General features: G+C 41.2%; 21 protein-coding genes. 7 read left to right on the top strand and 14 right to left on the bottom strand.

Features of this window, described 5'->3' with window-relative positions:
* Window positions 1–89: 89 nt before the first annotated feature.
* A complete protein-coding gene (locus QQK06_RS01555; protein WP_284242792.1) occupies window positions 90–2,414 on the top strand; it encodes a TonB-dependent receptor in 2,325 nt (774 codons plus the stop codon).
* 77 nt (window positions 2,415–2,491) lie between these two features.
* On the opposite strand, the gene QQK06_RS01560 is transcribed toward QQK06_RS01555, so the two are convergent.
* The 12 genes from QQK06_RS01560 to QQK06_RS01615 form a co-directional block, all read right to left on the bottom strand.
* Window positions 2,492–3,595: a hypothetical protein gene (locus tag QQK06_RS01560; protein WP_284242794.1), complete on the bottom strand. Its 1,104-nt coding sequence runs from the start codon at window positions 3,593–3,595 to the stop codon at window positions 2,492–2,494.
* Between the two features lie 338 nt (window positions 3,596–3,933).
* A complete protein-coding gene (locus QQK06_RS01565) occupies window positions 3,934–6,585 on the bottom strand; it encodes a CHASE domain-containing protein (RefSeq protein ID WP_284242795.1) in 2,652 nt (883 codons plus the stop codon).
* Between the two features lie 158 nt (window positions 6,586–6,743).
* Window positions 6,744–7,397 (bottom strand): hypothetical protein, encoded by a 654-nt coding sequence (locus tag QQK06_RS01570; protein ID WP_284242796.1) that lies wholly within the window; start codon window positions 7,395–7,397, stop codon window positions 6,744–6,746.
* Window positions 7,398–7,489: 92 nt separating this feature from the next.
* Window positions 7,490–8,164, bottom strand: coding sequence for a 2OG-Fe(II) oxygenase (locus tag QQK06_RS01575; protein WP_284242797.1), 675 nt, complete (start codon window positions 8,162–8,164; stop codon window positions 7,490–7,492).
* A 212-nt stretch (window positions 8,165–8,376) separates the two neighbouring features.
* Complete coding sequence (locus tag QQK06_RS01580; protein ID WP_284242798.1) at window positions 8,377–8,940, bottom strand: GNAT family N-acetyltransferase; 564 nt, start codon at window positions 8,938–8,940, stop codon at window positions 8,377–8,379.
* A 33-nt stretch (window positions 8,941–8,973) separates the two neighbouring features.
* On the bottom strand, window positions 8,974–9,693 hold the full coding sequence (locus QQK06_RS01585) for an adenosylcobinamide amidohydrolase (RefSeq protein WP_284242800.1): 720 nt from the start codon (window positions 9,691–9,693) through the stop codon (window positions 8,974–8,976).
* A gap of 164 nt (window positions 9,694–9,857) precedes the next feature.
* Window positions 9,858–10,679: a M90 family metallopeptidase gene (locus QQK06_RS01590; protein ID WP_284242802.1), complete on the bottom strand. Its 822-nt coding sequence runs from the start codon at window positions 10,677–10,679 to the stop codon at window positions 9,858–9,860.
* 228 nt (window positions 10,680–10,907) lie between these two features.
* Window positions 10,908–13,664 carry a TonB-dependent receptor gene (locus QQK06_RS01595; protein ID WP_284242803.1) on the bottom strand — a complete coding sequence of 919 codons (2,757 nt, stop codon included), beginning with the start codon at window positions 13,662–13,664 and terminating at the stop codon, window positions 10,908–10,910.
* 426 nt (window positions 13,665–14,090) lie between these two features.
* A complete protein-coding gene (locus QQK06_RS01600) occupies window positions 14,091–14,513 on the bottom strand; it encodes an SRPBCC family protein (RefSeq protein WP_284242804.1) in 423 nt (140 codons plus the stop codon).
* Window positions 14,514–14,837: 324 nt separating this feature from the next.
* Window positions 14,838–15,818 carry a DUF1542 domain-containing protein gene (locus QQK06_RS01605; protein ID WP_284242805.1) on the bottom strand — a complete coding sequence of 327 codons (981 nt, stop codon included), beginning with the start codon at window positions 15,816–15,818 and terminating at the stop codon, window positions 14,838–14,840.
* A 237-nt stretch (window positions 15,819–16,055) separates the two neighbouring features.
* The gene (locus tag QQK06_RS01610; RefSeq protein ID WP_284242806.1) at window positions 16,056–16,544 is read right to left on the bottom strand and encodes a thioredoxin domain-containing protein; all 489 of its coding nucleotides are present in this window, start codon (window positions 16,542–16,544) and stop codon (window positions 16,056–16,058) included.
* A gap of 12 nt (window positions 16,545–16,556) precedes the next feature.
* Window positions 16,557–18,692, bottom strand: coding sequence for a TonB-dependent receptor plug domain-containing protein (locus tag QQK06_RS01615; RefSeq protein WP_284242807.1), 2,136 nt, complete (start codon window positions 18,690–18,692; stop codon window positions 16,557–16,559).
* Window positions 18,693–18,923: 231 nt separating this feature from the next.
* On the opposite strand from QQK06_RS01615, the gene QQK06_RS01620 reads away from it, so the two are divergent.
* From QQK06_RS01620 to QQK06_RS01630, 3 genes are all read left to right on the top strand, one after another.
* Complete coding sequence (locus QQK06_RS01620) at window positions 18,924–19,139, top strand: acetyltransferase (protein ID WP_284242808.1); 216 nt, start codon at window positions 18,924–18,926, stop codon at window positions 19,137–19,139.
* 113 nt (window positions 19,140–19,252) lie between these two features.
* Entirely contained in the window at window positions 19,253–20,632 is a 1,380-nt protein-coding gene (locus tag QQK06_RS01625) for an NfeD family protein (RefSeq protein WP_284242810.1), read from the top strand.
* A 1-nt stretch (window position 20,633) separates the two neighbouring features.
* Window positions 20,634–21,398 (top strand): slipin family protein, encoded by a 765-nt coding sequence (locus tag QQK06_RS01630; protein ID WP_431313652.1) that lies wholly within the window; start codon window positions 20,634–20,636, stop codon window positions 21,396–21,398.
* Between the two features lie 31 nt (window positions 21,399–21,429).
* On the opposite strand, the gene QQK06_RS01635 is transcribed toward QQK06_RS01630, so the two are convergent.
* Window positions 21,430–22,179: a substrate-binding periplasmic protein gene (locus tag QQK06_RS01635; protein ID WP_284242812.1), complete on the bottom strand. Its 750-nt coding sequence runs from the start codon at window positions 22,177–22,179 to the stop codon at window positions 21,430–21,432.
* Window positions 22,176–22,613 carry a nucleoside deaminase gene (locus QQK06_RS01640; protein WP_284242814.1) on the bottom strand — a complete coding sequence of 146 codons (438 nt, stop codon included), beginning with the start codon at window positions 22,611–22,613 and terminating at the stop codon, window positions 22,176–22,178. Before QQK06_RS01640 ends, QQK06_RS01635 begins: the two co-directional genes overlap by 4 nt.
* A gap of 315 nt (window positions 22,614–22,928) precedes the next feature.
* On the opposite strand from QQK06_RS01640, the gene QQK06_RS01645 reads away from it, so the two are divergent.
* From QQK06_RS01645 to QQK06_RS01655, 3 genes are all read left to right on the top strand, one after another.
* Window positions 22,929–23,789 carry a type 2 periplasmic-binding domain-containing protein gene (locus tag QQK06_RS01645; RefSeq protein WP_284242816.1) on the top strand — a complete coding sequence of 287 codons (861 nt, stop codon included), beginning with the start codon at window positions 22,929–22,931 and terminating at the stop codon, window positions 23,787–23,789.
* Window positions 23,790–24,028: 239 nt separating this feature from the next.
* Complete coding sequence (locus tag QQK06_RS01650; RefSeq protein ID WP_284242818.1) at window positions 24,029–26,119, top strand: marine proteobacterial sortase target protein; 2,091 nt, start codon at window positions 24,029–24,031, stop codon at window positions 26,117–26,119.
* Window positions 26,109–26,684 carry a class GN sortase gene (locus QQK06_RS01655; RefSeq protein ID WP_284242819.1) on the top strand — a complete coding sequence of 192 codons (576 nt, stop codon included), beginning with the start codon at window positions 26,109–26,111 and terminating at the stop codon, window positions 26,682–26,684. The genes QQK06_RS01650 and QQK06_RS01655 overlap by 11 nt, the downstream gene beginning before the upstream one ends.
* The last annotated feature ends 55 nt before the right edge of the window (window positions 26,685–26,739 follow it).

Genomic DNA, 26,739 nt, shown 5'->3' on the forward strand with positions numbered 1-26,739 from the left:
AATTATATTGCAAATGGGGAAGAAAACGACATTGATAAAATTATTATCCAATAGTGGAACTGCTACTATTGGCACAGGGGAGAAAAAACATGACGAATAGATTTAAATTATCTTCTATCGCAATCGCCTTGGCATTAGGTTGTCAAACCACTTATGCCATTGCTGATGAACAAGCAACCAAAAAACACCAGGGTGAAGTAGAGAAAATTGTAGTAACTGGTACGTTCAGTGGCAAAAGCGTCGCCAAAGAAGAAGCCAGTTTTGCCATCAGCTCATTTTCTGTAGACGATATTAAAAAACTCGCCCCAAAAAGTACCGCAGACTTATTTAAAGCTGTACCCGGTATCTGGGCCGAAAGCTCCGGTGGTGTTTCAGGTGCCAACGTTTTTGTTCGTGGCTTCCCCGGTGGTGGCGATGCACCTTTTTTAACCGTTCAACTGCAAGGTGCACCGATTTTTCCACCACCAACCCTCTCTTTTCTAGAGAACTCTACCCTTTTCCGTCTCGATGCAACCGTTGAGTTTATGGAGGCGTTAAGAGGTGGTCCTAACCCTGTGCTATCTAACGGTCAACCAGGATTGACCACGAACTTTTTATTAAAAGAAGGTTCAGAAGATAGTGAAGGTTTAATCAAATACTCCACTTCAGACTACGGCCTGCAGCGCATTGATGGTGTTTTTAGTGGCGAGCTTGCCGACGATCTCTATTTTATGGTCGGCGGTTATATTAAAAGTTCTCCAGGGGTACGCGATGCCGGATTTAATGCTGAGGAAGGCAAACAGTTCACTATCAACCTAACCAAACAACTGGATAACGGTAAGATCAATTTTTACACCCGCCAAACCGATGACCACGGCGTCTGGTATCTGCCCTCACCGTTACAGGTCAATACGGTTGATAACGAATATACTCAAATCGGCACCAAAAATCGTCAAGCAACTATTCAATACGGTGCTGACAACCACAGCGAAACTTTCGATTTTGGTAAAGGTCGTGGCTGGGATGGCAGCGTTTCTGGCGGTAGTGTTGATTTATCTTTACCCGGTAACTGGCAACTAGTCGATCGCTTTATCTACACCAAAGGCGACGCCGATACTTATGGCCTAGTTCCTAATGGTGATGCCGTGACCTTAACCAGTGTTGCTAATAACGGCAGCAATGCCTGGGGAGCTGTTACTGGTGACGAATACAGCGGGGATACCTTAGTACAACAAATCGGCCGTTGGGTGGTGAAGAAACAAATCGAAGCCTTTACTAACGATTTCGCTTTAACTAAAACCTTTGATAAAGGAACCTTTACCGCTGGCTTTTATCACTCAACGTTTGAAGCAAAAGACTGGTGGGCATTAGGTAATCAAGCCTATCATGTGATCGAGTCAGGCGGTGAAATGCTGACCGGCATCGACTGTAATGATAATGGTACCTTTGTTTTCAATGAAGACGGCAGCCCTAGTCTTGATGATAACGGTGAGCAAGAGTGGTTTGACGGCTGTGGCTGGAACTATGATATTAACAGTATCGGCGATGGTGAAACTCAGGCTTTATATGCGGCGCTATCTTACAATGTATCAAAAGAACTCACTTTAGATATTGGCCTGCGCAGCGAAAACCATCAAATTGAATACACGGTTGATGAAGGTCTAAATGGTAAGATTAGTAAGTCAGTGTCTTACGATGAAACCGAGCTTGCCTGGACAGTTGGCGCTAACTGGATGTTTACCAAAAAACAAGGCTTATTCGCCCGTATCAGTAACGGTAGCAAGATGCCATTTTTTGATGATTTCAGGGATAACTACGGCGCTTATCAAAGCGGTGAAGACCTGATTAAGGAAGTGACACAATATGAACTTGGCTACAAAATGGCCAGCGATAACTACGAGCTATATGCCACCACTTTCTTTAACGAAGTCAAAGGGGATACTTTCGTTCGTCAACCTGGCGCACCTGCAGAGATTTTAACTAACGAAGCTTATGGTATCGAAATAGATTTTAACTATTATAACGACAACGGCTTTTCCGTTAACCTAAACTCGACTATTCAGGAAACCGAAATTACCGAAAGTCCAGCAAACCAAGGCAATGAAGCACAGCGCCAACCAAGCTGGCAAGTACGGGTAACACCAAGCTACGACCTTGAATTTGACGACGGCATGTATGCCACTATTTACGGTACTCTTTCGGCGGTTGGTGATCGTTATGCCAATAATGAAAATACCGTCACGTTAGATGGCTATGAAAAAATCGACCTTGGGATCATTTTTAACCTGACCGATGAAGTGCAAATGCAATTTGCCGTTAATAACCTAACCGATGAAGATGCGTTAACCGAAGGCGACCCACGCGACTCGTTATCATCTAACGGTCGTTATATCCTGCCAAGAACGATAGACTTTAGCGTCAGCTATCAATTCTAACTTTTATCTAATTTATCAAAAGGCGTACTGATAAAGTACGCCTTTTTTATTGATACTGACATATAAAAAATAGACAATTATTGCGATGTGTCTGTCGCCACCGATTCACAAGCACCAAGCGCACTTTCTCGCACCGAGCAGGCTAAAAACGCCTCTGGGCCAATACCGATATATTTGTCTCCTTGCTTTACCTGACCCGCAATTAAATCTTTATACCATTCCATCCACGGCGGTGAATAATTATAGGCCCCAGCCGCATGCACTACCTGATCATCCTGTTTAGGCATGGTATAGCCCCGATCCGGGAAAAACCATTCTGCCGTGGTATGTAGCCATTCATGAATATACATCCCAGGGTCGGTATCACCTTTTTTTGACGCATCGATAGTGCCCTGAACATCATCATAATAACGAATAGTAAAATATGAAGCATCGGCATTCAGCACCCGATAGTCATACCAGGCAATCCCCTTAAAATCATCGATATAGCAACTTTCACTGTTGCCAGCACCACCGCGAAAAAACGTAACAATTAAATCATAATCTCCTTTATGAACATCGTTCAGGTAGCCATCGATAATATCAGGGGTGATCAAGTTTTCATCGCTTAAGGTCACAACTTCGTGGCTGATATCCCTGCGATCAAACTGCCACTGCATGGTGTTATAACTGTAACCTTCGACCCGCTGGTTAAAGCTCCAGGTAAAAAAATCAAACCCTGCGTCTAATTCCTGCTGAGAATATTCGCTAATACAGTTGCCGTTCGGTGATCTCACCTGATTGACTCCAATAAATAACGCCTGCCAGACTTTCGCTTGTTGCTGATGCACTGCATTTAATGCAAGCGTCAACGGCTCACTGCCAGAAATAAGAGTTACCGAGGTTTTTAAATACTGGCGCGACTGTGCTAACCCTACTCCTATGTTGTACTCACCTGGTGCTAATAACAACTCAGCTGGGGTTACTTGACCACTAAAATCGCCATTCACATAAATGGCGCTACCCGTTTCTGCTGCATCAATAGTGATACTAATTTCAGTACTCAGTGTAGGCTCTGCTATAGGCTGTTCTATAGCCTTGCTATCACTTTTACTACCACCACAGCCAAATAAGAATATGGCTAGCAGCCATACAGTTAACTGGCGATAAGGTATGCGCCCTTGATGATATTTTTCTTTCATTACCCTCAAAACCTTCTGCTGATAGCAATGGAATAAAAAATTGCTCATTTGACGAGCGTTAAAAGGCTTAGAGCTACAGGTTTTATGCTTTGTGCAAAACCTGAGCAGATTAGCCGTTTAAACTCGCCCTTGGAAGCTTATTAGGAAAGTGAAAACTTCCCTGACGTAGCTCTGAAGTGACTAATTCTTTCTATCCACTGCTATTTATTAATCGCCTTTCAGGGCGAAGAAATAACCAAGATAATGACTTGATCAACAGGCATCAAGCATAAGCTATTGAAAGTATTGTTTTTCAGGAACATAAAAATGATTTGCAGGAAAATGTGAACGATAGTTATTTACAGCTCTGACGATACCTGATGTAAAATATCAAGTAGTTGGTATTTATCCAAGGGTTTAGCGAGATAGCCGTCAAATACCGCTTTAAATTGTGCTTTATCCGCAGCAAAGGCATTCGCGGTTAATGCTATCACTAATTGATGAGCATTTATCTCCTTTATTTGCTGGCAAGCCTGCATTCCGTCCATTTCTGGCATCTGAATATCCATAAATATAAGAGCTGGCGAGCATGCCTTAAACTGCTTCACTGCCTCGACGCCATTATTTGCTATCACCAACTCAGCATGAGTGGGCTTAAGCATTGCTGCTGCAACTACCTGATTAATTTTATTGTCTTCTGCAATTAAAATTGTCTTACCTGTTAAATCAGGAAAATCCAGCTGCTCTACCTGCTCGGATGTTTTTGGCGCTTGTGCCGGCTTTAACGGTATTTCAACGGTAAAGACACTGCCCTGTCCTTCGGTACTGGTTACAGAAATACGTCCCGCCATTAAACGTACTAATGAACGAGTAATGGCTAAACCTAGCCCAGTGCCTCCATATTTTCGAGTGGTAGAGCTATCCGCCTGTTCAAAACGCTCAAATAATCGCTGTAGCGCCTCAGGGGCAATACCGATGCCAGTGTCGGTGAGCACAAAGCGCATCACCTGCTCACCTATTAATGACACCGCTAAGGTAACACTACCTTGTTGGGTAAATTTAATCGCATTCGCAATCAAATTAAGAAAAATCTGTCGTATTCTCACCTCATCGCCAATCCAATACTGATTGTCGATATCGTAATTAAACCTTAGTTCTATTCCTCGCTCTTTTGCCGATAATAATAAATCCGAATGTAAATGAACCAATAGTTCTTCAAGATTAAATATCGTTTGCTCAAGCGAAAGTTTACCGGCTTCAATTTTAGAAAAATCTAAAATATCATTAATAATGGTGGTCAAAGCGTGAGTGGAATATAACGCTTTATCCAAAAAATCCTGACTTTCTTGATTTAGTGGTTGTTCTTTTAATAGTTGTAGCGTACCAAATAAGCCATTCATCGGCGTACGAATTTCATGACTCATATTCGCCAGAAAATCAGATTTTGCTTGCGATGCCTGCTCCGCGGCTTCTTTTGCTTGTGCTAATGCCGCCTCATGTTGCAATTGTTCTGTTAAATCATAAGCAATACCTAAGAAGCCCACTAATTGCTCTTGTTCATTAAACAAGGCAGTGACACTTAACTTAACGGCAATATGTCTGCCCTGCTTATCAACATAGGTCCACTGATTAATATCAGATTTTCCTTGTTTTGCTTTGATAACAAAAACCTCAAAACCTGGTGTCACCGGCATGCTCAATTCTTTGGTTAACACTTGAGCTCGCGCAATAACTTCTTGTTCAAGGTGAAATACCGCAGGGCTTGCTTTACCTATCATTTCCTGTGCTTGATAACCGAGTAATTGCTCTGCTGCCGGATTAAACACGGTAATAATACCCGCTTCATTTGTTGCAATAATGGCGTAACTGGCACTGTTTAATATACTGCGCTGTAATCGACTAATTTCAGCAATTTTATCAGTGCGTTGCGCCACTTCTTGTTCTAATTTTATATTAGCAACTTCCAGCGCCTTTTCTTGAGTTTGTGATAATTGAATTTTTTGCGCCGCCTGTTGTGCTCTGCGATTAAACATTAATTGAATAATGAAAGTAACCAGCAAGCACAACAAGGTTAATAACACGCTACTTAACATTTCCTGATAACGATTTGGCAAATTTAAATGTTCAATAAATTCATGATTTGCGCGCAAGGTAATTTTCCATGTCCGGCCAAATAAATCGATACTGTTTTCAGTAAAATAATCCGTCGTATATTCAGTGTGACCATATGTATAAAATTCAAGCGGTTCAACATCCGGCGCATCCACTATTGATAAATAGTTTTGATCTAACTCTGGTAATGATTTAAGTATTTCCTCAATTAATAAAGGTGCGTAGGTCCAACCGACTAACTGAGTTAATCGTTGCTCAGGTGTTGATGGTACGTCAGGCGTAAGGTATACCGGCAATAAAATTAAAAATCCTTGCTGTGCTTTTTGGTCCGCCTGCACTAACGTTATTGGCGCGCTTAAATATGCCTGATTATGTTTGCCCGCATTTAGCGCGGCTTCTCTTCGCATACTTTCAGAGCCTATGTCTAAACCAATTGCCTGTAAATTTTGCTGCTCAGGAAAAATATACTGAATAATAAAGCGATCTTTTTGATGGTCGGCAAAGATCCCTAAATTAAACGTATTATCAGATCGCTCAACTCTTGCCCGCATCACAAATTGTTCAACCTGTTCTGGTGGTATTTTCCTGATATAACCTATGCCTCTGGCACCGGGAAACTCTCGCTGATAATTTCGGCTATTGGAATATTGTTCAACCTGCTGATAATTGACCTTATTAACGCCAATCGCATAAATAGCGCCTCGTAAACCGATCAGGCCATACTGATAGAGTTTTAAGCGTTCAAGAATACCTCTAGATAAAAAGCTCAGTCGAGTTTCCAAGGCGCGGTGAATGGCGTCATCAATTTTTTCTTGATGAGCTTGGTGGTTGGCATAGGTATAAAAGCCACCAATGACAGCAATTACCACCAATAACAGTATCTGCCGAATATAATCCACCTGAAACTTAATAAACTCACTCCTTAAGTAGCAAAAGTTTTGTCGCTTGAGTTCTCAATCGCAAAACTTCATTCACTGAAGAAAATATAGCAAAGTTATCATCTATTTACAGTGAGAAGGTCAATATGTGCCCGGTAGATGGTAAATATTTTATCTAACTATGAAAGCAAGGCGCCACCTGCAGCACTCAATAAGCCAATTAAACTGGCTTTTTCACTGACTTCTCCACCCAATTTATTCAACTGCTGACGAAACGTTAAGCTGTCATTAATAATTGCCTGTTGCTTATTTTTCTCACCAATAGTTGCCTGAATAATACGCTTAAACTCTCGCTCTGGATGCTCTAAATTCGCCACCACTAATTCAAACAACGCCATAGGTGATATTTTTAATAACTCACGATTAAAACCATACTCGATATTTCGACCAACACTTTTGATTGCATGCTCCAATTCTCGTTGCTCAACCGGGTTTTCCACTGTAATAGTCACTTGCCCACCATCAAACTCGGGTTTCGCCATTTCCTCAGTAATTCGGGTAACAATAGTCGCCAATACAGCCTTATGATTAGCCGGCTTATATTTTAACGCCGCGTTAAGCCGTAATGATTTCACTTTAGATTCAGTAATCTTTAATTGATTAGCAAGATGATAATTAGACTTACCTTTAAGCTCTGCCGAAGCTGAAAGTAAGTGAAAAACGAGAATTTCAATTTCTGCTTTAGTCATAGCACCAAAGCCATGCGCCAAAAATCGTTCAACAAATTGTTGGCCAAATTGCTGATATTGCTCATCCGTTAACATCATTTTCATCAAACTCCTAAAAATACAATCGGGGTATTAAAAAACTATCAAGTTATCATTTAGTTCTTTTTATTAACAGTAATAGGTCATACGATAAAGCTTTATCGAGGAGGATCAATTTTACCGGCAACAGAGCAGTTGACTCTAAACCAGCCTGCGACAGAATATCGATCTCGATTAGCAGGCAATACCTCATGGGGAAACTCTTCACTCAGAAATATCACAATAGTGCCATATAATGGGACTATTTTAAGTCCCTCTTTATCATACTCATTTTGATACAAGACTAACTCACCACCATCTGAATTAGTCCAGCCTGAATTCAAATAAGTGACAATTGACAACACTCTATTCGCCTCACCTTTAAAGGCATCATAATGTCTTTTGTAGTAATCACCACTGGCATAGTGAGCAAAGTGACTTTCAAAAGAAAAGAGCCCTAAAAACAGTCGCTGATTTAAAAAGGTTTGTAATGCTGCGGCCCACTCGAGCCATAGCTTTCCCGCGTCTGATTCACCTGTGATCCAACAAATCTCATCCGTTCTAACAAACTCATTTTGCAAATAATCATCGCCCCTGCCAATACCAGCATCGACATATTTATGGGTTGTTAAACTTTGCTGGTAGGCAAATAATGAATGTGAAATTTCTTCAGCTAAGGCACCAGGGCGAACGCTATAACCCTGTTTAATAATATCGTCTGCAATCAAGCCAAAAAGCGTATCATCTATGGTGTTACCACCATCAGTAATCTGAAGTTGTTTTAACGCCGTCAATACGAATGTCCTATTATAGGTAACGGTTAAAACCGTCAAAAAGAAATGAGCTCAAATTTCCACTGACGAGTAAAAAAGAGCGAATAGCTATTCAATCGAGTTTTACCGCAGCATGATACGACAAAGGAAACTCAATCATTGTAAAACAATCGTTTCCTTTATTAGAATAGCGAGCGAGATATAGCATGACAAAGCACTAATGTCTCTATTTATTAGCAGTTGATTGCCTGATAATCTGACTTTAATAAAGCAAAACATTTCAAATCATGGAATTGGTTTTTCCAGTAACCACTTTCGCGTCTAAGCCCTTCTTCCTGAAACCCTATTTTACCAAGGACAAATTCAGATCCTTTATTGCCTGGCACGGTATCCGCTTGAATACGATTTAACTCCCCACATGGTAGTTTTCCGTTAAATGCTGCCGCTACTATGCTATTAACAGCTTCAGTAATATAACCTTGCCCCCAAAAATCAGACATTAAGTCATAACCGATAACGGCATTTTTCATCTGAGCATTCCAGCGATTAAAACCACATGTGCCAATAAGCGTATCTGAGCCTTTTACACGGATCCCCCAACGAATACCCAAAGCTTCATTATAACGGCCATTAAAAAATGCAATCAGCCGACTTGCCTGAGCAATATCAGTAAAGACCTCAAGATCATAATATTCAACCACTGAAGGGTCTGAAAACAATGTAAAAATACTACTTGCATCACTTTCTGTGATTTTCGTTAAATTTAAACGTGATGTCGCTAACTCTGGAAATTGCATTTTATGTCCTTATCCTTGGTTTAAATTAAATAATTAAGTCAAACCGATTGTAGCCTTGGTCAAATTAGCTTGTTCAATCGATTGCCAACCAATAGAGCTGGTTACTGCTTGAAATACCGCTTTCCCCAATAGCTCCCCAAACAAAACATGTTTACCGCAATAGCTAACCTGTTGCTCACCATGACCATTAACCACAGCAATGGCATCTGTGCCTGTTCCTGTTGCTATTTTATTTGATATTGGGCTAAGAATACCCGCCTCTTGCAACGCTGCAGACTTAGCTTCTGTTGCTATCAGCAACGCTTCAATCATTGCAGCATCGGTGAGCTTAGCAGAAGTTAAAATGATCAAATTAATCGTGCCGACTTCATTAACGCTATCTGCTATGTGACGATATTCTGCCCGATCACCAACCCGTCTGACATTGGACAAACCTGTTGTTACTAACGCAACAATATCTACACCTTCAGCAGACTGCTTCACCAGCCGAAACGAGTCCATAGACGCTGCCGTCATCATGCCAACAACCTTGCCATGCCATGCGCTGTTTTTACAATAATGACTTAAAGTTATCTCTGGAGGTTCAATCGTTATGGCATCTTTAGCTACTTTTAAATTAACGATATGATCCGCTTGCACCATACCACCATTAAACACCGCTGAACTCACCACTTGATGCGATTTAACAAAATCAAGGTGAAGATATTCAGAACAATGAACTAATTTAGCATATGGGGTTAACAGCACAGACATAGTAAATAACTTTTTGAATTTAATAGAAAATCATTAACGCATTCTATGCCAACACTGATTAAATTTAAACAAGCACCATAGAAAATACCACCATTACTGCGATTAAATAGAAATGATGATTTAGCCGCTTTATCAACCCATTATATTTCCATAACGATAATGTATTACCACTGCACAGGATCCACCTGATAATACTGCCTTAATTGCTGATAAAGCTTAGGATGTTGCTGATTGAGTTGCTGCGCACGCTCAAAGAATACTTCACTGGCAACAGCAAAAAACTCTGCTGGATTCGTAGCGCCATAATAATCGAATAATGACGGCGTCCCCGTTGAAGCCTGTTGTTGTAATAAGGAAAATTGTGCGGAAAATACCTCTGACCAACATTGATAACTCTGATCTTTGGCTAATATCGGTGCACCGTTAGCACTGCCATCTTCTTGATCCAGCTGATGGGCAAACTCATGGATCACGACATTATGTCCATCATCAATAATTTCAGCCCCCTCCAGCGTTGCCTGCCATGATAAAACAATCTTGCCGAAATTCCAGGATTCACCTGTCATTGTAATATCCTGCTGATAATGAACTCCATCCACATTGACGCTTTGCTGCTTTTTAATAAATGCGCTCGGATACACTAAAATAGTCTGCAACTTAGGGTAATAATCCGTTTGTCGATTTAACAACAATAAGCATGCCTGCGCCGCTATGGTTATTCTGATTTCATCAGTGATCTCAACGCCCTGACATCCAATGAAGTGCTTTTCCGCTAAAAATACCTGAATATGTTGTTTTAACTGCAGCTGCAAATCCGCCGGCATTTGACGGAAATAAGGCATTCGCTGCTGAATAATTTTACGCCACTGCTTTTTAAATGGTCGGCGTTTAATTTTATTTCGCTGGTATTCGCGCCAGTACGGTTTACCAAACGAATAACCAAACAAAATCAGACCGATAACTATCGGTAAAACATAAGGCAACATTGATTAATTTCATAATAAGTATTTACTATGAGGTAGGTACGAAACGTTGAAAAATCAAGTCGAGCTATTATTTTCAAAACTTAATGCAAAGAATTTTCTAAGGTGCAGATCAATGTTTGATATGCATTAGCACAGTTTTCACGATTAACGACTATCAGGTGAAAATAGTGCAATGTAAATGAAAAAGCCACTCGCATAAGAGTGGCTCTTTTATTTTAATCGCTTAATTTAAAAGCTAAAACTTACTCGCGCATAAAAATAACGACCTCGGGCACTATAGGTTGAAGGATCATGTCCACCATCAACTGTAGATGCTAAAATAGGAGGCTCTTCATCAAATACATTATCAATACCTAAGGTTAGCTTACTTTCCCAGTACTTAGGCATGTGATAGCTGACTTGTGCATCATGCTTAAAATAATTGTCCACTTTAGGTAGTTCGACGACATCGTTATCACTATCTAATAGATCATCGATATAACTGATATTCCAGCTCGCCTCCCAGTCACCTTGTGTCCAATTAACACCACCGTTAACTTTTAACTGCGGGAATGATGCACCTCCTGTGACTAAACCAGCAGAGTCTGTACGATTTTCAACGCCACTGCGTATTTCAATATCAACCCACTCTTTCAGTTTAGAAACACCTAATTGAAAGCTATAATCACCTGAGCTAGTGCCATTTAAATCATAACGCCCTTCCAGTTCCCAACCTGATAGTTCACGACGGTCAACATTTTCATAAACGTCACGCACTTCGATAATCGCGCCTGAGTTAGGGTTTCTGATCACGGTATTAGCCCATAGTGCCGGATTATTCGCATTTTCCGTCACCTTGCGTGTTGCACCATAGGTGGCAACCACATTGGTTTGTTCTATATTCCAGTAATCAAAAGTTACCGATAAGCCTTCAACTAACGACTCCGGCGTCCAGACAACACCTGTAGTAAATGATTTTGACTCTTCGGCTTCCAGATCTTGGTTACCACCGGTTAATGAGGTATATCCTAAATCGCCAGGTGCCCGCACCGTACAACCAGGTAAGCTCGACCAACTATCTGTGGTACAAGGGTCGGTATCATTGACAAAGCCTTTTTGGCTTGGAGTATAAAGCTCACCAAATGTTGGTGCACGGAAGCCTTCACTGTAGCTATAGCGTGCTAACAAGTCAGGGGTAATCTGCCAACGAACACCAACTTTAGGTGTGGTAGTACTACCAAAATCACTGTAGCGAGAATGTCTTAACGCCAGCTCAAGCTCTAATGACTCAGCCATAGGCATATCTGCAAGTATGGGTAATGCCGCCTCGAGATAGGCTTCTTCAATTTTACGTGTTGGCGCCTTAGTATCTGAAACTTGTTCGACAAAGGCAACATCGCCGGTATTTAAACCAACATCATGATTGACTGAAGCATCTTGCCAGCGTACTTCTGCCCCTGCCGCCACATAAACGGGACCTGCGGGTAATTCAAACACTTCCCCGGTGATATTAGCGCTTAAAAATCGCAAAGTGTTATCAAAAATACTGGTAGGTTTATGGGCGAATATATAACCCATCATATCTTCAGTGACAGCGCCAAATGGGCCAATTAAATCAAGTGGCACACAACCATCGGTACGCGCCAAACAATCATCCGAGTCGCCAGCAGCCGTGCGCAGTCGCGCCAATGACATTTGCTGGCCACGAGTTTCAATCACTTTACTACGCTGATGACTATAAACGAAATCATAATCCCAATCACTGATCACCCCTTTAACGCCAAAGGTAAAGCGATCAACATCTGAGTCTGCATCTCTTGGACGTAAAATACCATTTTCGGTAATGCGACGCTGAACAATAACGTCTTCACCAAATGGGTTATATTGGTTATTTGCCGAAACAATAATGTTATCACCAAATTCTAACGCCCCTGGTGCAAAATAATTGATACTGCGAATATCAGCGGAGTTATATTCAACAAATAATGAGGTGTCTTCAGCAATTTCATATTCGCCGGAAACCCAAACCGTGGTTGACTGATATTCATTTGAACCAGTTTCATAGTCATGATAGTTAAAACTGTCACATTGCTCGCTTGCCCCGCAATGACTGGCATCTCCTGGTGCTGATGACCAATAACCATTAAATGGCCTAAAATCATCAAGGTTATAACCACTATTAGGATCCCAACTTGCACCGTCAACAGCGGTAAACCCTAACCGCTCATAATCCGTAGAGTAAATCCACGAACGCGGACTTTTACTTGAACGTAAGTTAGTGCCTGTAGCACCAAAACGGCGTAAGTCTGCTTCGTTACTAATATCACGATCACGGCGCATCCAGCCATCGTCATTAAAGTGACTAGCGCTGACTAACCACCTTGCTTTGTCGGTATTGCCACCAAAGGTAAATGACACCCGCTTCTGACCAGCGTCACCATGGCGACTTTCCCCTGCTTCAACATTGACTTTCAAGCCATCGTAATTACTACGCATGATTAAGTTAACCACACCGGCGATAGCGTCTGAGCCATAGACAGCGGATGCACCATCTTTTAACACTTCAACGCGTTCCACCGCATCAAATGGAATACTTTCTAAATCGACTGAAGAACTGACGCCTCGGGTACTAACGCGGCGTCCATTAATAAGTACTAAGGTATTGTTAGCCGATAAACCACGTAATCTGACGGTTGCCGAACCATCATTATTACCGCCAGAGCGTGGGCTAGAAGGACTGCCAACAACGGAAGGAAGGCGCAATAATAATTCACCTATCGTACTAACCCCCGAACGCTCTATCGTCGCTTTATCAAGTACAGTTACCGGTGAGCTTGTGGTTAATTCCTGACGTTTAATACGCGACCCAGTCACGCTGATCACTTCCGCCTCTTCACTCGCCTGTTGCGACACTTCTTCAGCCATCGTCGGCACCCCAACAGATAATCCTGCCAAAGCCCCAATGAATATTGATAGCCGACTTAGATTGAACCTCTTACTAGACATGTTGTATCTCCAATTATTGTTTTAATTTGATGATGTGCTCATTAATCACACACTAAGATATACTGTATACAATATATCTTCAAGCAAATAAATAAACAAAATGTCACTGTTACCAATGAACCTTAGTAATATTAAGTGGTGAGAAATTAGTCGTTTTATAACGGCAAGTGCATTATGATTTACTCGAAATATCTAGTGATAGAACGTCAATATAGAGGCTGGATATGGATATAAAACACATTAAGTTATGGCTGTTACAGCTCGGTGCTTGAGCGTCATTTCGACAACTGTTGCGCTATTTCAAGTATTGACTTAAAAACTATAGATACAGATATAGAGGGAAGACAGCGCTTATCAGCACCGGCTTAATCGTGAAATTCACCACGCAATTATTAATGCTAAAAGCAACGCAGTTAGTACTAATAATTAGCTAAAAGACGCCTTTAAATCAGTTAGTAATGCAACATAAATAGGATCACAAAATGCCTTAACGTCCTCTCCGCCGATCTCCCAGCTTGACGTCCAGAGCACAAAAGTCGCGTTACTATCAGTAACTGAAAATAACTTTACTGTGCCAATATAGCCACTGACATTTTCTTTGCTAACAGCACCAGGACCATTATCGATACGATAAGAAAAGGAGTTGTTAGTTTCATCAAACGCAACCAGTGTTTCATGAAAAGCGCCGTTTAATACGCGCTTAGCGCCAATTTGATCAGGCTTGGCATCTCCTACTACATCGACATGCTCAACTACATTAGGTGCCCAAGAAAGATCGTGAAAATTACGCATAGCCTGCCAAACCTGAGAGATTGGCGCGTTAACGTAAGTAGAGTTATAGCATCCCATAATAATATTCCTTCATCCGATTGTAGATAAATTAAGCTTAGTTTAGCTTATTGAAATATCCATATTATCTGAGCTGGGCTGGCTATTTTATATCTAAGCCCCATGGTTCATTGCTACTCAATTAATCTTGTAGTTTCTATGGCAATAGTGAGTATTTCGCAATTACGCTAAATATAGAGTTGCGAGCTAAAATTGATATCAAAACGTTAAAAATAGCAGTTATTCAGAATAAATAATTAGAGCTGAAACTTAAAAGAAACGACAAAGTTAAAATTTAGCAATACTTTGTTCATAATAGCAGAGCATGTAAATTCGGTTTAACACTTAAAATTGTCGATGACGTGGTTGTTTAGTCGTCATCGAGTTAATACTATCCATCAACAACTGGCTATTGCTGACATTAGCCATTAGTTTTTCCTGTTCTTTAACTCTTTCAGAGGCTTGCTTAATAAGCTCCTCCTTTTCAGCCTGTAGCGCCTGTAGTAATGCTTGTTTTTCTTCCGGACTCAGATTTGGATTATTTTCAATTTCTTTCATCTTTTGGTCAATTTCATCCAGCTTTTCTCTATCAAGCCCAATACGCGCATCGAGAATTAATTGATTAATAGAGGCTTGCATTGAATTAGTTGAATGTTCAGAAGGCTGACTACCTGATTGACCAACAACAGATCGACTACTTGTACTTAGCTCATATTCAAATCGTTGATAGAAGTCTTTGAGCATAATATTGTGTTCAGTCCACCCCTCCCTGTTGACTTTAAACTCCAGGTTACCGTACAGCTGATTAAAAAATTCATTAACCCCCTTGTCACTCCATTGCTCAGCAGGAGACAGCGGCGTTTTCTGAGGAAAACCTTCGATATCAATGCCATACATCACAGTATGCATACTAAACTGAAGCAACATTGCATCCATTTCTGCCATGCCCTCAGTCGCTTTTTCCCATGCCTCTTTAACATGCTTAGGCGCATTCACTGGCGGAAATTGAATCGTTTTTGCAAGACCTACTTCAACAATACCATCATTATTGAGATCGACTCTGTCACTACCATCAGGGTGTGCGAGTAAGTTTTGCGCGCCCTCCGTAGATAAGCTATCAACATCAATATTCTCAGCCAAGGAATTCGCTTTTTGTACCAGCTTCAACTCCTCATAAGACAATGATTTAAGAAAGTCTTTTGAAGATCCATGATTTACGGAAACTTTTTCTAATATCGCAGAAAAATTTGAAATTTCGTTACTGTCTAACTTTCGTTTTTGCAGCAAGTCAATGGATTTAGAACTGAATTGAATACTAGTTACCATTTGATCTATCCTTAAATCTTATTAATAGCGCAAGTTATAGAAGCGTCTTTCACTACTTAGCGGCAATTTACTGCCAAATAATGACGACTTAGAGGCAAAGCCTGTTACCTAAAATCAAGCACAATTGTTAATTCGCATCAGTAATAAAGCCCTGCGCGGATTAATAAGCAAAGAGCACACCATAAATGTAAGTAACTCAATAGCTTTACTTCTCCAGTCTAAAACTATCACAGACCGTTACTTTATCTGACAAGCTCCATGACTAAGAACAGCTAAAGCATGGGATAACTTATCTTTAGGAATAAAACCACGCTTTTTTGCAATAAGCTGACCTTCGCCGCTAAAAATCAAGGTGGTTGGAGATGCCTGATATCCACCAATTTTTCGTAAGAATTGACGATTAGCAGCATATGCCGGTATACCTTTATGATAATGTTTTAATGCATTTTTTAGCGCCCTGAAATTACCTTTAGCGCCAACCAAAGCAACATTAAGCGACGATTGGCATTGAGTAAATGCCTTAGCCAGCACCTGCCCTTGCTTTTTACACCAACTACAGTTTGGCTGGAAGATCATAGTAATCGTTGCCAAGTTATTATTTACTTCACCATATTCAGGCGTTAACGACTTCAATGAAAAAGGCTCTGCCTGAAGTTGACCAACAGCAAAGTGAGTGCTGATAACTATCAGCACTAACCACTTATCTAACAAGTTGATTTTACTCATGATAACAATAAGTTAAAGTTTAACTTCTACGCCAGCATAGAGCTCGCGGCCATGTAAAGCACCATAGATATAAGCGACATCATAACCACCATTGGCATCATAAAATAGTGGCGTATCTCCGCTGTCAATTTGTGTTTTTTCAAAAACATTCGAGATACCAGCATAAACCTTGGTATGTTCAGTTAACTGATACTGAACTTTAATATCAGAGGTGGTAAACGCCTCACCAGTAAGTGTTTTTGCAGTAGATAGGTCGTTTAATCTGTTATAGCCCTGATAGTTATAATCACGAAGATTTTTTTCACCAAACCATACTGTTGACCAATACACTTTGAAGTTGTCTTTTTCATATTGCAGTTCAATACTGGCGCGCTCTTCTACCGGTGCTATCGCATAAGAGGATTTAAACGCGCTGTCATAATTAAACTTTTCAACACCAAGGTTTACGGTAAAGTTATCACTAACGTTAATCCCGGCAGTTACATCAAAAGTAGTAACCGCTGCGCTGTCGGTTAGTTGAGTTAATAACGGCACCCCGTCGGCGTTTTCTTGCAGGCTCGCTAAATTATCAACTTTTGAATGTGCCAATGACGCAGTAAAGGCGAGCAGCTGATTATCAAAGCTTAATGAATAACTTGCCGAGAGTGACTCTTCTAATGAATCGATATTAATTTGATAGCCCTGTTCAGCATCCAAAATGCCATGATCGGTCTCAAAAAAGGATAATGGTGCGCGATAGCCTCGTCCGGCGGATAAACGAGACGTTAACTGTTCGCTGTGGAAATAGCGCATATCCAAACGTGGTGCAATAAAGGTTTCATCAATTTCAGTCCCTATTTTCTCCGGGTCGACAAAATCAGCGGTCACCTTATCAATTCTAAGGGCTAGAGCAACTTCCAGCTCAACTATTGGCGTCCAGGTGTCCTGAAAAAATATGCCGGTCGTGTCATAATCAAATGCGTCGCTTTGATAGGCTGCAACGGCTTCTAAGGCATCGGTGGATGAGCGCATTTGCTCGCGGCGGCTATCAACTCCCAAGGTAATAAAATGCTGATCGAATAATTCGATATCAAACTTAGCTCGTGCGTACCACATGGTATCATCTGCCTGATAATCTATGCCTTCATAGAATGAATCCTGTATATGTTTGGCATAGCTAACGGCAAATTCCGCCAGCGTATAATCACTGATTTCATGTAAATATTTAACATAAGCCTCATCACGTGATGTATCGATCCATTCCGTGGTTTCCCACGGTTTGCCAATATAATCATTACGAACATCATCATTGATAAATAACTGCTCTGATGCCTGCTGATCATATCCTGCAATCGCAGCACCAACAGATTTCACTTTATCGCCGATTACCGGACCACCAAAAATTTCAGATTGCACTTTAGATAACCGCAATTGCACATTACTGCTATTTGATAAATCCTGAGTTAGAAAAGTGGTAAAGGATACGTTCTCAATAAACGGTGCCTCACTAACACCATTGTCGTCATGATCTTCTTGATCTTGCTTATCGTATTGCGCAATAAAAGTTATGCCACTCTTACCATCATCTGAGATAGCTGTTGCCATTCCCTTCATCGCGGTAAAATCATGTGAACCTTTAGCAAAATCAAAATTTGCGGTATTTTCATAGGCTTCTTTAGTGATGATATTCACCGTACCACCAATCGCTTCAGGTGCAATCAGTGAGGCACCAGCACCTCGCGCCACCTCTATCCTATCCACTCCGGTTGTTGCAATCGCATCGACGGCATAAAAACCAGAAATAAGCGTATGGGTCGGCAGACCATCCACTAATATCGTGGTGTGTTCACCTTTCATTCCATTAAGCATGATCCGTTTAACACCACACATAGAACACTCATTCGAGACATTAACCCCTGGCTCATTATTAATGGCCGCGGTCAGGCTTAGGGCATTCTTATTTTCTATCGTTAAAGCATCTAAAATTTCAGTTTGCTGAATAACGTCTTTTAGGCGCCCTGCCTGATCTAATTTTTGTCTGAAGCTACGAACTTCAACAATTTCAATATCATCATTAACCTCAGCTAGCTGTTCAGCAAAGGCCAATGTAGAAGTGGATAAAGATAAACTTGCAACAACAGCAAGCGTTAAAGGGGATAAGGTTTTCATTTACGACTCAGTACTCAATTAAGATAAAATGCTAAAATTAAACTAAACGGTAATATAAACCATTCTCATTTAATGATATTGATCGATATCAAACTTAATCACAGCTAAAGTAAATTATTTGCCCAAAATATAGGGAATGAATGTGCGACTATGACAGTTGTTACAATGATTTATTAACGATTGTGCACTAAACTTTAATTGAATTGGCAATCACTAAAAGTCGAGGTCAATATGTTTCTGCGCAACCGACACAACGGAGATATTGTCGATGTAACCAGTATGGGAGAACTCACTAACCTGTTCCGAGATACTGTTATTGGTCGCTATCAAGCCGGTGAAGAGTTACAAGATCCGCAAGAGTTTAATAAGGCCGATCTGACGTTTCTTTCCGGCGAAGAACTGCCCCAATGCTGGACCGATCCTCATTATCGAAAACCATTACGTTAATGCTTACGTTAGTGACTAAACACGAGCTACGTTTAGTCACTAACTTTCATACGTGTAAAATCTTACTCAGCGATTTATCAACTACACTTAACAGTAGATTATAGGAGTGAGATATGCGTTGCCTGTTAATGATGCTGATTTTTTGCTGTTGGCTGCCTACTATTAGTCAGGCCAGCCAAGAGAATGCACCGTTATCTGAACCATTGACCACGCAGATCCCGGTGCTGTCAATTAACGGCGCTATAGGTCCAGCAATCAGTGATTACCTGACTCGGGAAATTACTCGTATTAACCAACAAAATTCATCACCACTCATTATATTAACTCTAGATACTCCCGGTGGATTAAGTACCAGTTTACGTGTCATTAATCAAAGTATTCTCAACTCAAGCATTCCGATTGCCTGTCTGGTGTATCCGGAAGGTGCCCGCGCCGCCAGCGCAGGCACCTATTTGCTCTATGCCTGCCATATTGCCGCCATGGCAAATGCCACCACATTGGGCGCCGCCACGCCTGTGATGTTGTCAGGTCCTAGCATCACCCCGAAAGATAATAACGACAAAGATAGCCAGGCCAGTGCAATGGAGAAAAAAGTACTAAATGACTCCATCGCTTATATCCGCTCACTAGCACAATTAAGGCAACGTAATGCTGAATGGGCAGAAAAAGCAGTCAAAGATGCCGCCACTCTGACCGCGACAGAAGCTTTAGAAATGCAGGTGATTAACTTGATTGCCAATACGCCTGCGCAATTATTAAACCAGTTAGATGGCTATCAAGTTGCATTAAAAGAGCAGCTCATCACTTTATCATTAAAGGGTGGAGAGATTAAACAGATCAATCCCGATTGGCGCAGCCAGTTTATTGCCACGATAACCGACCCTAACATAGCTTATATTATGTTGATGATTGGCATTTATGGCCTGATACTGGAGTTTTATAGCCCAGGCATTGGTGTTGGTGGCGTCATCGGTGGCATTGCCCTTTTGGTTGCCCTTTACGCATTACAAATGCTCCCGCTTAATTTTGTCGGTCTTGGTCTGCTGTTGCTAGGCATTAGTTTACTTATTATTGAAGCTATGATGCCGAGCTTTGGCATCTTTGGTATCGGAGGACTGATCGCCTTTGTTATCGGTTCTATTTTCCTGATCGATACCGATCAAAGTTATTTTAAAATATCACTGGAGTTAATTACCGCACTGGCTATTACCTCGGGGTTATTTTTCATTTTTATTCTTGGCTACCTATGGCGGTTGAGGAAAAAACGCGTAGTCAGTGGACAAGAATCGTTAATTGGTGGTCAAGCTATCGCTATAGATAATTGTCATCCTTCAGGGTTTGTTTCCTTTGAAGGAGAGCGCTGGACTGCACAGAGTCAGCAACCGTTAGCACCAGGACAAACCGTGATAATACAGGCAATCAACGGTTTAGTATTACAAGTTATTGCTAAACAAACAGGAGAATCAACTAATGGAACCGATCGTCAACACTAACATGCTATTACCTATGGCCATCACCCTATTCGTTTTAGGTGTTGCTATTAGCATGTTCAAAGTACTAAGAGAATACGAGCGAGGTGTTATCTTCTTCCTCGGCCGCTTTCAAAAAGTAAAGGGGCCCGGCTTGATTATTGTCATCCCGGTAATTCAGCAAATGGTGCGAGTAGATTTGCGTACTGTGGTCATGGATGTACCCAGCCAAGATGTTATTAGTCGAGATAATGTCTCTGTGCGAGTCAATGCAGTGATTTATTTTCGGGTGATAGACGCACAAAAAGCGATAATTAATGTCGAAAATTTTCTACAAGCCACCTCACAACTAGCTCAAACCACCTTAAGATCAGTACTAGGTCAGCATGAACTGGATGAAATGCTGGCTAATCGTGAAATGCTTAATAATGACATTCAAGCAATACTGGATGCCCGAACCGATGGCTGGGGTATTAAGGTATCGAATGTTGAAATTAAACACATTGATTTAAATGAAACCATGATCCGCGCCATCGCCAGACAAGCTGAAGCTGAGCGAACCAGACGAGCAAAAGTCATACATGCCTCAGGCGAAATGGAAGCATCACAAAAACTGGTGGAAGCTGCGAATAAACTAACCACAGAACCCAATGCCATCATGCTCAGGTACTTACAAACCCTGACCGAAATTGCCGGAGAAAAAAACTCGACCATTTTATTTCCGATGCCGATGGCGCTGATGGACTCGCTATTTAAAGAAGTGAAACAACAATCAAAAGATAAAAATTAGCTGAAAAACTTTTAATTAACCAAAACTGGGCTTACTTAAGTTCGAGGCCATATTGCTGCCACAGCGGCATTAACACCCCTTGTTGATTCATTTGTTCGAGCAACTCATTGATATACTTCACCGAGAGTTTATGGTGTTGACGCACTAAAATGGTGTGCTGGTAGATTTGGTCAAATTTATCCGATATCAGCAGTTTTGCTCTATCTTCTGGTGAGATTAAAAAGTGGTAATTTAAGTATTCCTTAGTCAATACCGCAATATCGCCGCGACCTTTTAGTAAGAGTTTTAAACTTTTTTCCTGACTGCTAGTCTGGATGAGATTAAAGTGACTTGCCAAATGTTGCTGATCGGTACTGAAGTTAGCAAATTGATAGTGATAACCTAAGACACCAATGATCGCCTTGCTCGTTAAATCTGAAAAATATTCTTGCCCTCTGCCTGGTTGATTTTGCGTGACATAAACTTCAAAACCAGTGACAAACGGTTTAGAAACATTGACAGGATATTGTTGCCACCCCCAGTTTTTGCTCTCAAAAATTAACATATCGTATTTGTGATTATCAAAATCACGATAACGACGTCTGGCAGTGGTAGGTACGGCAACAAATTGGTACTTATCCTGAAACTTATTCATTTCAGCCAGCATTTGCACACTAATGCCAGTAATTTTATTAGCAACAAATGCATAAGGTGGAAAGTCATAGATCCCCACCTTGACAATTTCCTTTGCCAAAGCGCCTGTTGAAAAGCAACAAATAACTAATAAGGCGTAAAGTCTCATTCGCCGATATCTTCGTTCCATAGTTCAGGGCTTGCAGCCATAAAATCACTCATCAGTTGCTTACATTCATCCGAATCAATCATTTCAATCTCAACCCCTCGTGATTTAAGCAGTGCTTCTTCTCCGAGAAAGCTTTGATTCTCGCCAATTACAACTTTAGGAATACCATAGAGTAATATCGCTCCACTGCACATGGAGCAAGGAGATAAAGTGGTATAAATCACGCTTTGTTGATAAACACTCGCAGGCTGACGACCGGCATTTTCCAACGCGTCCATTTCACCATGTAATGTGGGGCTTCCAGTCTGCACCCTTTTATTATGACCTCGGCCAATAATTTTTCCGTTGTGAACCAGTACAGAACCAATCGGGATCCCTCCTTCTTTTGCTCCCTTTCTCGCTTCATCAATCGCTGCCCGCATAAATTCATCCATCTATGGCTCCTAAATGAGTTTTTGTTTAGTTAGTTGTTCTCAGTTTAGTAACAAAAATCTAAATCAACAGCCAAGAGTAGAAAAAATACTAGCGAGTCACTCAATAATGTTTCCTTAGATCATATTGATGCCAGCTGCGTGTCATTGGCTCTCCTACAACAATTAATAGTTAATACGCGATAAATTAAAACTCATATATAATTGATAGTAGCGTCTCTACCGCGCACTTTTAATCTTTGTGATATAAGCAGGCTAACATAGGACTTTTATTACATATAATCCTTCAATATTGTCAGGGCTTATACAAGTATATTTATGACGTTTAGTGTCCACATTAAGACATACTTTTTAACACTACTCCCGCTATTCAGTTTACTGAATACTCACAGCGTATGGTCATACGATCATGGTATCAAGCCTTCAAGCACTGCAATACCGACAGAATTAATTATCCCTGGTCCGCCAAAGGGCTTTAGCAAGCGCAATGTATTTGTCGAAGCTTTACTGGAAAAAATACTGAAAGTGCAAAAGCTGCCAATAACCGTTAACTATTTCAACGGTTCGCTACCGCAAAGCCGTGCATTACATGAATTAAAGCACAACAGAAGCATTAATCTAAACTGGTCAATGTCGACAACAACAAGAGAAGCAGAATTACGCGCAATAAAAATCCCTATCTATAAAGGGATGATTGGCTGGCGCGTTTTAGCCATCTCCCCAAACAAGCAAAAGCTCTTTTCGCAAATAGCTAACCTCAACGACTTGGCCAAATTAACCGCAATACAACGCTATGATTGGCCAGATTATAAGGTTCTGAAATTTAATGCTTTACCAGTAGAAGGACAAATTGCTTTTACCCATATTCCTAGAGCGATTAATCAGGGGTTAGCGGATTATTTTCCTCGTTCAGTGCTTGAAATAGCAAAAGAGGTGCACTGGTATGAAAAGGAAAACTTAGCTATCGAAACGAGTTTGTTACTCAAATATGATGCGGCATACTATTTTTTTGTCAGTAAAGAAAATGTACGCTTGGCACAATTAATCGAAAATGGTTTTCAAAAGTTGCTCGCTAACGGCGATTTTGACCATTTATTTAACGCTTACTTTGGCGACAACCTAGCTAAATTAGCATTAGACCAACGAAAAGTGATCCAATTAAAAAACCCTTATTTTTAACATGTTTTGATAATTTTCATTAATAGGCCCCTGATCGCCAGGAAAATATTGTTAAAACTATCACCGATAAAAACTTAACGCTCAATGAGATTAATTCCGTAATCGCTATCAACCTGACCTTAATAAATCGCTTGCCACAGTTTTGCCATATTTGATCCTAACATTGCCATGATTTAGCCCGCCTCTGTCCTCAGTCTTTTGCTGAAATTACCCTATTCCCGTTAATGCAGGGCATTTTCATGATTAAGGCAAAAAATAAACAACTGGTTATCGACTATCAAAGCAGCTACTTCTATCGCCAGCGCCGCAAACAACAACGTAAGCGCTGGCTCAAAGGGTCATTGTTACTATTAACTCTTGCTATATTAATACTGGCGGCATCACTCGTTCAGGCTGCAACTGGCGAGTCAGCTTCCCATGTTCACGAAAATCCACTTATCAGTGGCCCTCAGCTGTTATTTGACCATCCAGACGCTAGTTTGAGATCGGCACTACCGCTAGATCTACAAGCTGATATCGAGATCAATGGTCTGATGGTTTATACCGAGATCAAACAGGTATTTATTAATCCGCATCAAGTAACGCTTGAAGGCAAATATCAGTTTCCTTTACCGGAAAATGCCGCAGTCAATTACCTTAAGGTAAAAATTGGTAAGCGAGTGATTGAAGGAAAAATCATGGAAAAGCAACAGGCAAAACGTGCCTACATCAAGGCAAAACAAAGTGGTCAAAAAGCAAGTTTGGTTGAGCAGCAAAGACCAAATCTATTTACCAACAAAATTGCCAATATTCCACCACAAACCAAAGTAGAAGTAACGTTAAAACTAATCAGTACGGTGTCATATCAGGACGGAAAATTTAACCTTGCTTTACCATTGGCGATGACCAGTCGCTATCAAGCTAAAGACGCTGCGCTGTCTCCTGCAGAAACAGCGAGTGAATTTTTCAATATCACTGACAGTTCACTCACCACCAGTCAGGCCAGTATCCAGGTCGAGCTAAATGCAGGTGTTGCCATTACTCATATTGTCAGTAACAGTCATAGAATTAACAGCCAAGCATTAAATAACCACTTCTCTCATTATCAAATTAGCTTAGACAAACCACAAGTGAAGGCCGATCGACAGTTTCAATTACAATGGCAGCTCAATGCGGATGAACAGCCGCAAGTCACCAGCTTTAGCGAGCAAATTGCGGGTGACTACTATACCCTGCTAACTTTTTTACCACCTACGCATCAAAGCGCTCAACCTTTGCCACGAGATTTGATCTTTATTATCGACACTTCAGGCTCTATGCAGGGTGGCTCGATTAATCAGGCTAAAGCGAGCTTACAACAGGCGTTATCACTACTTACCCCACAAGACAGCTTTAATATTATTGCCTTTAACAGTGAAACAGAACAACTGTTTCATCACAGTGAAATGGTCTCTGAGCGCACCATGGCCCGTGCACAACATTTTATTGACCAGCTTCGCGCCGAAGGTGGCACCGAAATGTATCGACCATTAAATAACGCGTTAATGATGGGCAAAACATCGGATCAGCACGCATCAGCAATTCGTCAGTTGATATTTATCACCGACGGCGCAGTATCGAATGAATTTGAATTGATGCAGCTATTACAAACGGCAATTGGCAATGCGAGGTTATTTACCGTTGGCATCGGTCGCGCCCCCAATGGTTACTTTATGAAAAAAGCTGCCCAGTTTGGTCGCGGTAGCTATGTCTTTATTCAGCAATTAAATCAGGTACAAAACAACGTATCGGCATTAATGAATAAAATCAGTGAGCCAGTACTCAGCAACATCGAACTGATATTAAATAAGCAAATACATCAGGGAGTAGAAATATACCCAAAACAGCTGCCGGATCTATATAACGGACAAGCGTTGCAGGTCGCGATAAAGTCATCACTGCCAATTAATCACCTTCAAGTGCAGGGAGATACCACAACGGCTCTCTGGCATAAGCAATTAATAATCAACGATAACCAAAATGCTGTCGCCATTTCCACACTATGGGCACGGAGGAAAATTGAAGAATTACTCGACAGCTTAGTGACAGCCTCAGATCCCGAAACAATAAAAACACAAGTCATTGCGACGTCAATTGCCCATCAAATCATCTCGCCCTACACTAGCTTTATCGCATTGGAAAATCAGCCATTCAGTCCGCCACTGCTGGCGAAAAACAACACAACTCCCGCACTCAAGCTCAATATGCCGCAAACAGCACTTGGCTGGCAGCCACAATTATTATTCGGCCTGATATTACTGATAATCGCAGCCTTAATATTTCGTGCTAGAGCAAGTGACAATGACGGGTAAATTTCGCGCTTGGCTCAGCGTTATTTTACTGCTACTTGGCACCTGCTTTTGCCTGCACGCCAGTTGGTTGCCAACAAAAGCCTGGTTAGCTGAAAAACTGATACAACGCAGCTGGCATCATTTTGAGCAAACCGGAGAAAAATTGAAGCCTTGGCCATGGGCTGATACCCATGCTATCGCCCTGCTTAACTTTACCCGCCTGCAACAACAGATTGTTGTACTCAATGGTGGCGACGCCAGCACTTTAGCGTTTTCAGCAGGGGCAATAGCACCGTTTAATCAAACCCGCAGTCACCTGCCCTTTGTGGTTGCAGGCCACAGAGACAGCCATTTTTCACTTTTATCTGAGGTACAAATGAAAGACATAATTTCACTGAGCGATGACACCGGACACAGCCAGCTATATCAAGTCGAGTCATTAGAGATCATTGACTCTGAACACCAGCAACTGAATCTTGAACAGGCTGACAACGGTTTAGTACTGATCACCTGCTACCCATTTAATGCCGTCGCAGCTGGCGGCGCTCTGCGTTATGTTATTAAAGCTAGGCGCTTAACAGAATAATTTGAACTGACCGTGACTAAAAAGTGGCTATGCTGTTAAAATAATACGCTAATTA

This window comes from Thalassotalea insulae, assembly GCF_030161395.1.
Lineage (GTDB): Bacteria > Pseudomonadota > Gammaproteobacteria > Enterobacterales > Alteromonadaceae > Thalassotalea_E > Thalassotalea_E insulae.

Coding starts and splice junctions, on each gene's coding strand:
- QQK06_RS01640 (WP_284242814.1), bottom strand. CDS start 22,613: ATGGATGAATTTATGCGGGCAGCGATTGATGAAGCGAGAAAGGGAGCA.
- QQK06_RS01610 (WP_284242806.1), bottom strand. CDS start 16,544: ATGAGTAAAATCAACTTGTTAGATAAGTGGTTAGTGCTGATAGTTATC.
- QQK06_RS01570 (WP_284242796.1), bottom strand. CDS start 7,397: ATGAAAATGATGTTAACGGATGAGCAATATCAGCAATTTGGCCAACAA.
- QQK06_RS01615 (WP_284242807.1), bottom strand. CDS start 18,692: ATGAAAACCTTATCCCCTTTAACGCTTGCTGTTGTTGCAAGTTTATCT.
- QQK06_RS01595 (WP_284242803.1), bottom strand. CDS start 13,664: ATGTCTAGTAAGAGGTTCAATCTAAGTCGGCTATCAATATTCATTGGG.
- QQK06_RS01625 (WP_284242810.1), top strand. CDS start 19,253: ATGCGTTGCCTGTTAATGATGCTGATTTTTTGCTGTTGGCTGCCTACT.
- QQK06_RS01630 (WP_431313652.1), top strand. CDS start 20,634: ATGCTATTACCTATGGCCATCACCCTATTCGTTTTAGGTGTTGCTATT.
- QQK06_RS01600 (WP_284242804.1), bottom strand. CDS start 14,513: ATGGGATGCTATAACTCTACTTACGTTAACGCGCCAATCTCTCAGGTT.
- QQK06_RS01590 (WP_284242802.1), bottom strand. CDS start 10,679: ATGTTGCCTTATGTTTTACCGATAGTTATCGGTCTGATTTTGTTTGGT.
- QQK06_RS01620 (WP_284242808.1), top strand. CDS start 18,924: ATGTTTCTGCGCAACCGACACAACGGAGATATTGTCGATGTAACCAGT.
- QQK06_RS01605 (WP_284242805.1), bottom strand. CDS start 15,818: ATGGTAACTAGTATTCAATTCAGTTCTAAATCCATTGACTTGCTGCAA.
- QQK06_RS01635 (WP_284242812.1), bottom strand. CDS start 22,179: ATGAGACTTTACGCCTTATTAGTTATTTGTTGCTTTTCAACAGGCGCT.
- QQK06_RS01655 (WP_284242819.1), top strand. CDS start 26,109: ATGACGGGTAAATTTCGCGCTTGGCTCAGCGTTATTTTACTGCTACTT.
- QQK06_RS01580 (WP_284242798.1), bottom strand. CDS start 8,940: ATGCAATTTCCAGAGTTAGCGACATCACGTTTAAATTTAACGAAAATC.
- QQK06_RS01560 (WP_284242794.1), bottom strand. CDS start 3,595: ATGAAAGAAAAATATCATCAAGGGCGCATACCTTATCGCCAGTTAACT.
- QQK06_RS01555 (WP_284242792.1), top strand. CDS start 90: ATGACGAATAGATTTAAATTATCTTCTATCGCAATCGCCTTGGCATTA.
- QQK06_RS01585 (WP_284242800.1), bottom strand. CDS start 9,693: ATGTCTGTGCTGTTAACCCCATATGCTAAATTAGTTCATTGTTCTGAA.
- QQK06_RS01645 (WP_284242816.1), top strand. CDS start 22,929: ATGACGTTTAGTGTCCACATTAAGACATACTTTTTAACACTACTCCCG.
- QQK06_RS01650 (WP_284242818.1), top strand. CDS start 24,029: ATGATTAAGGCAAAAAATAAACAACTGGTTATCGACTATCAAAGCAGC.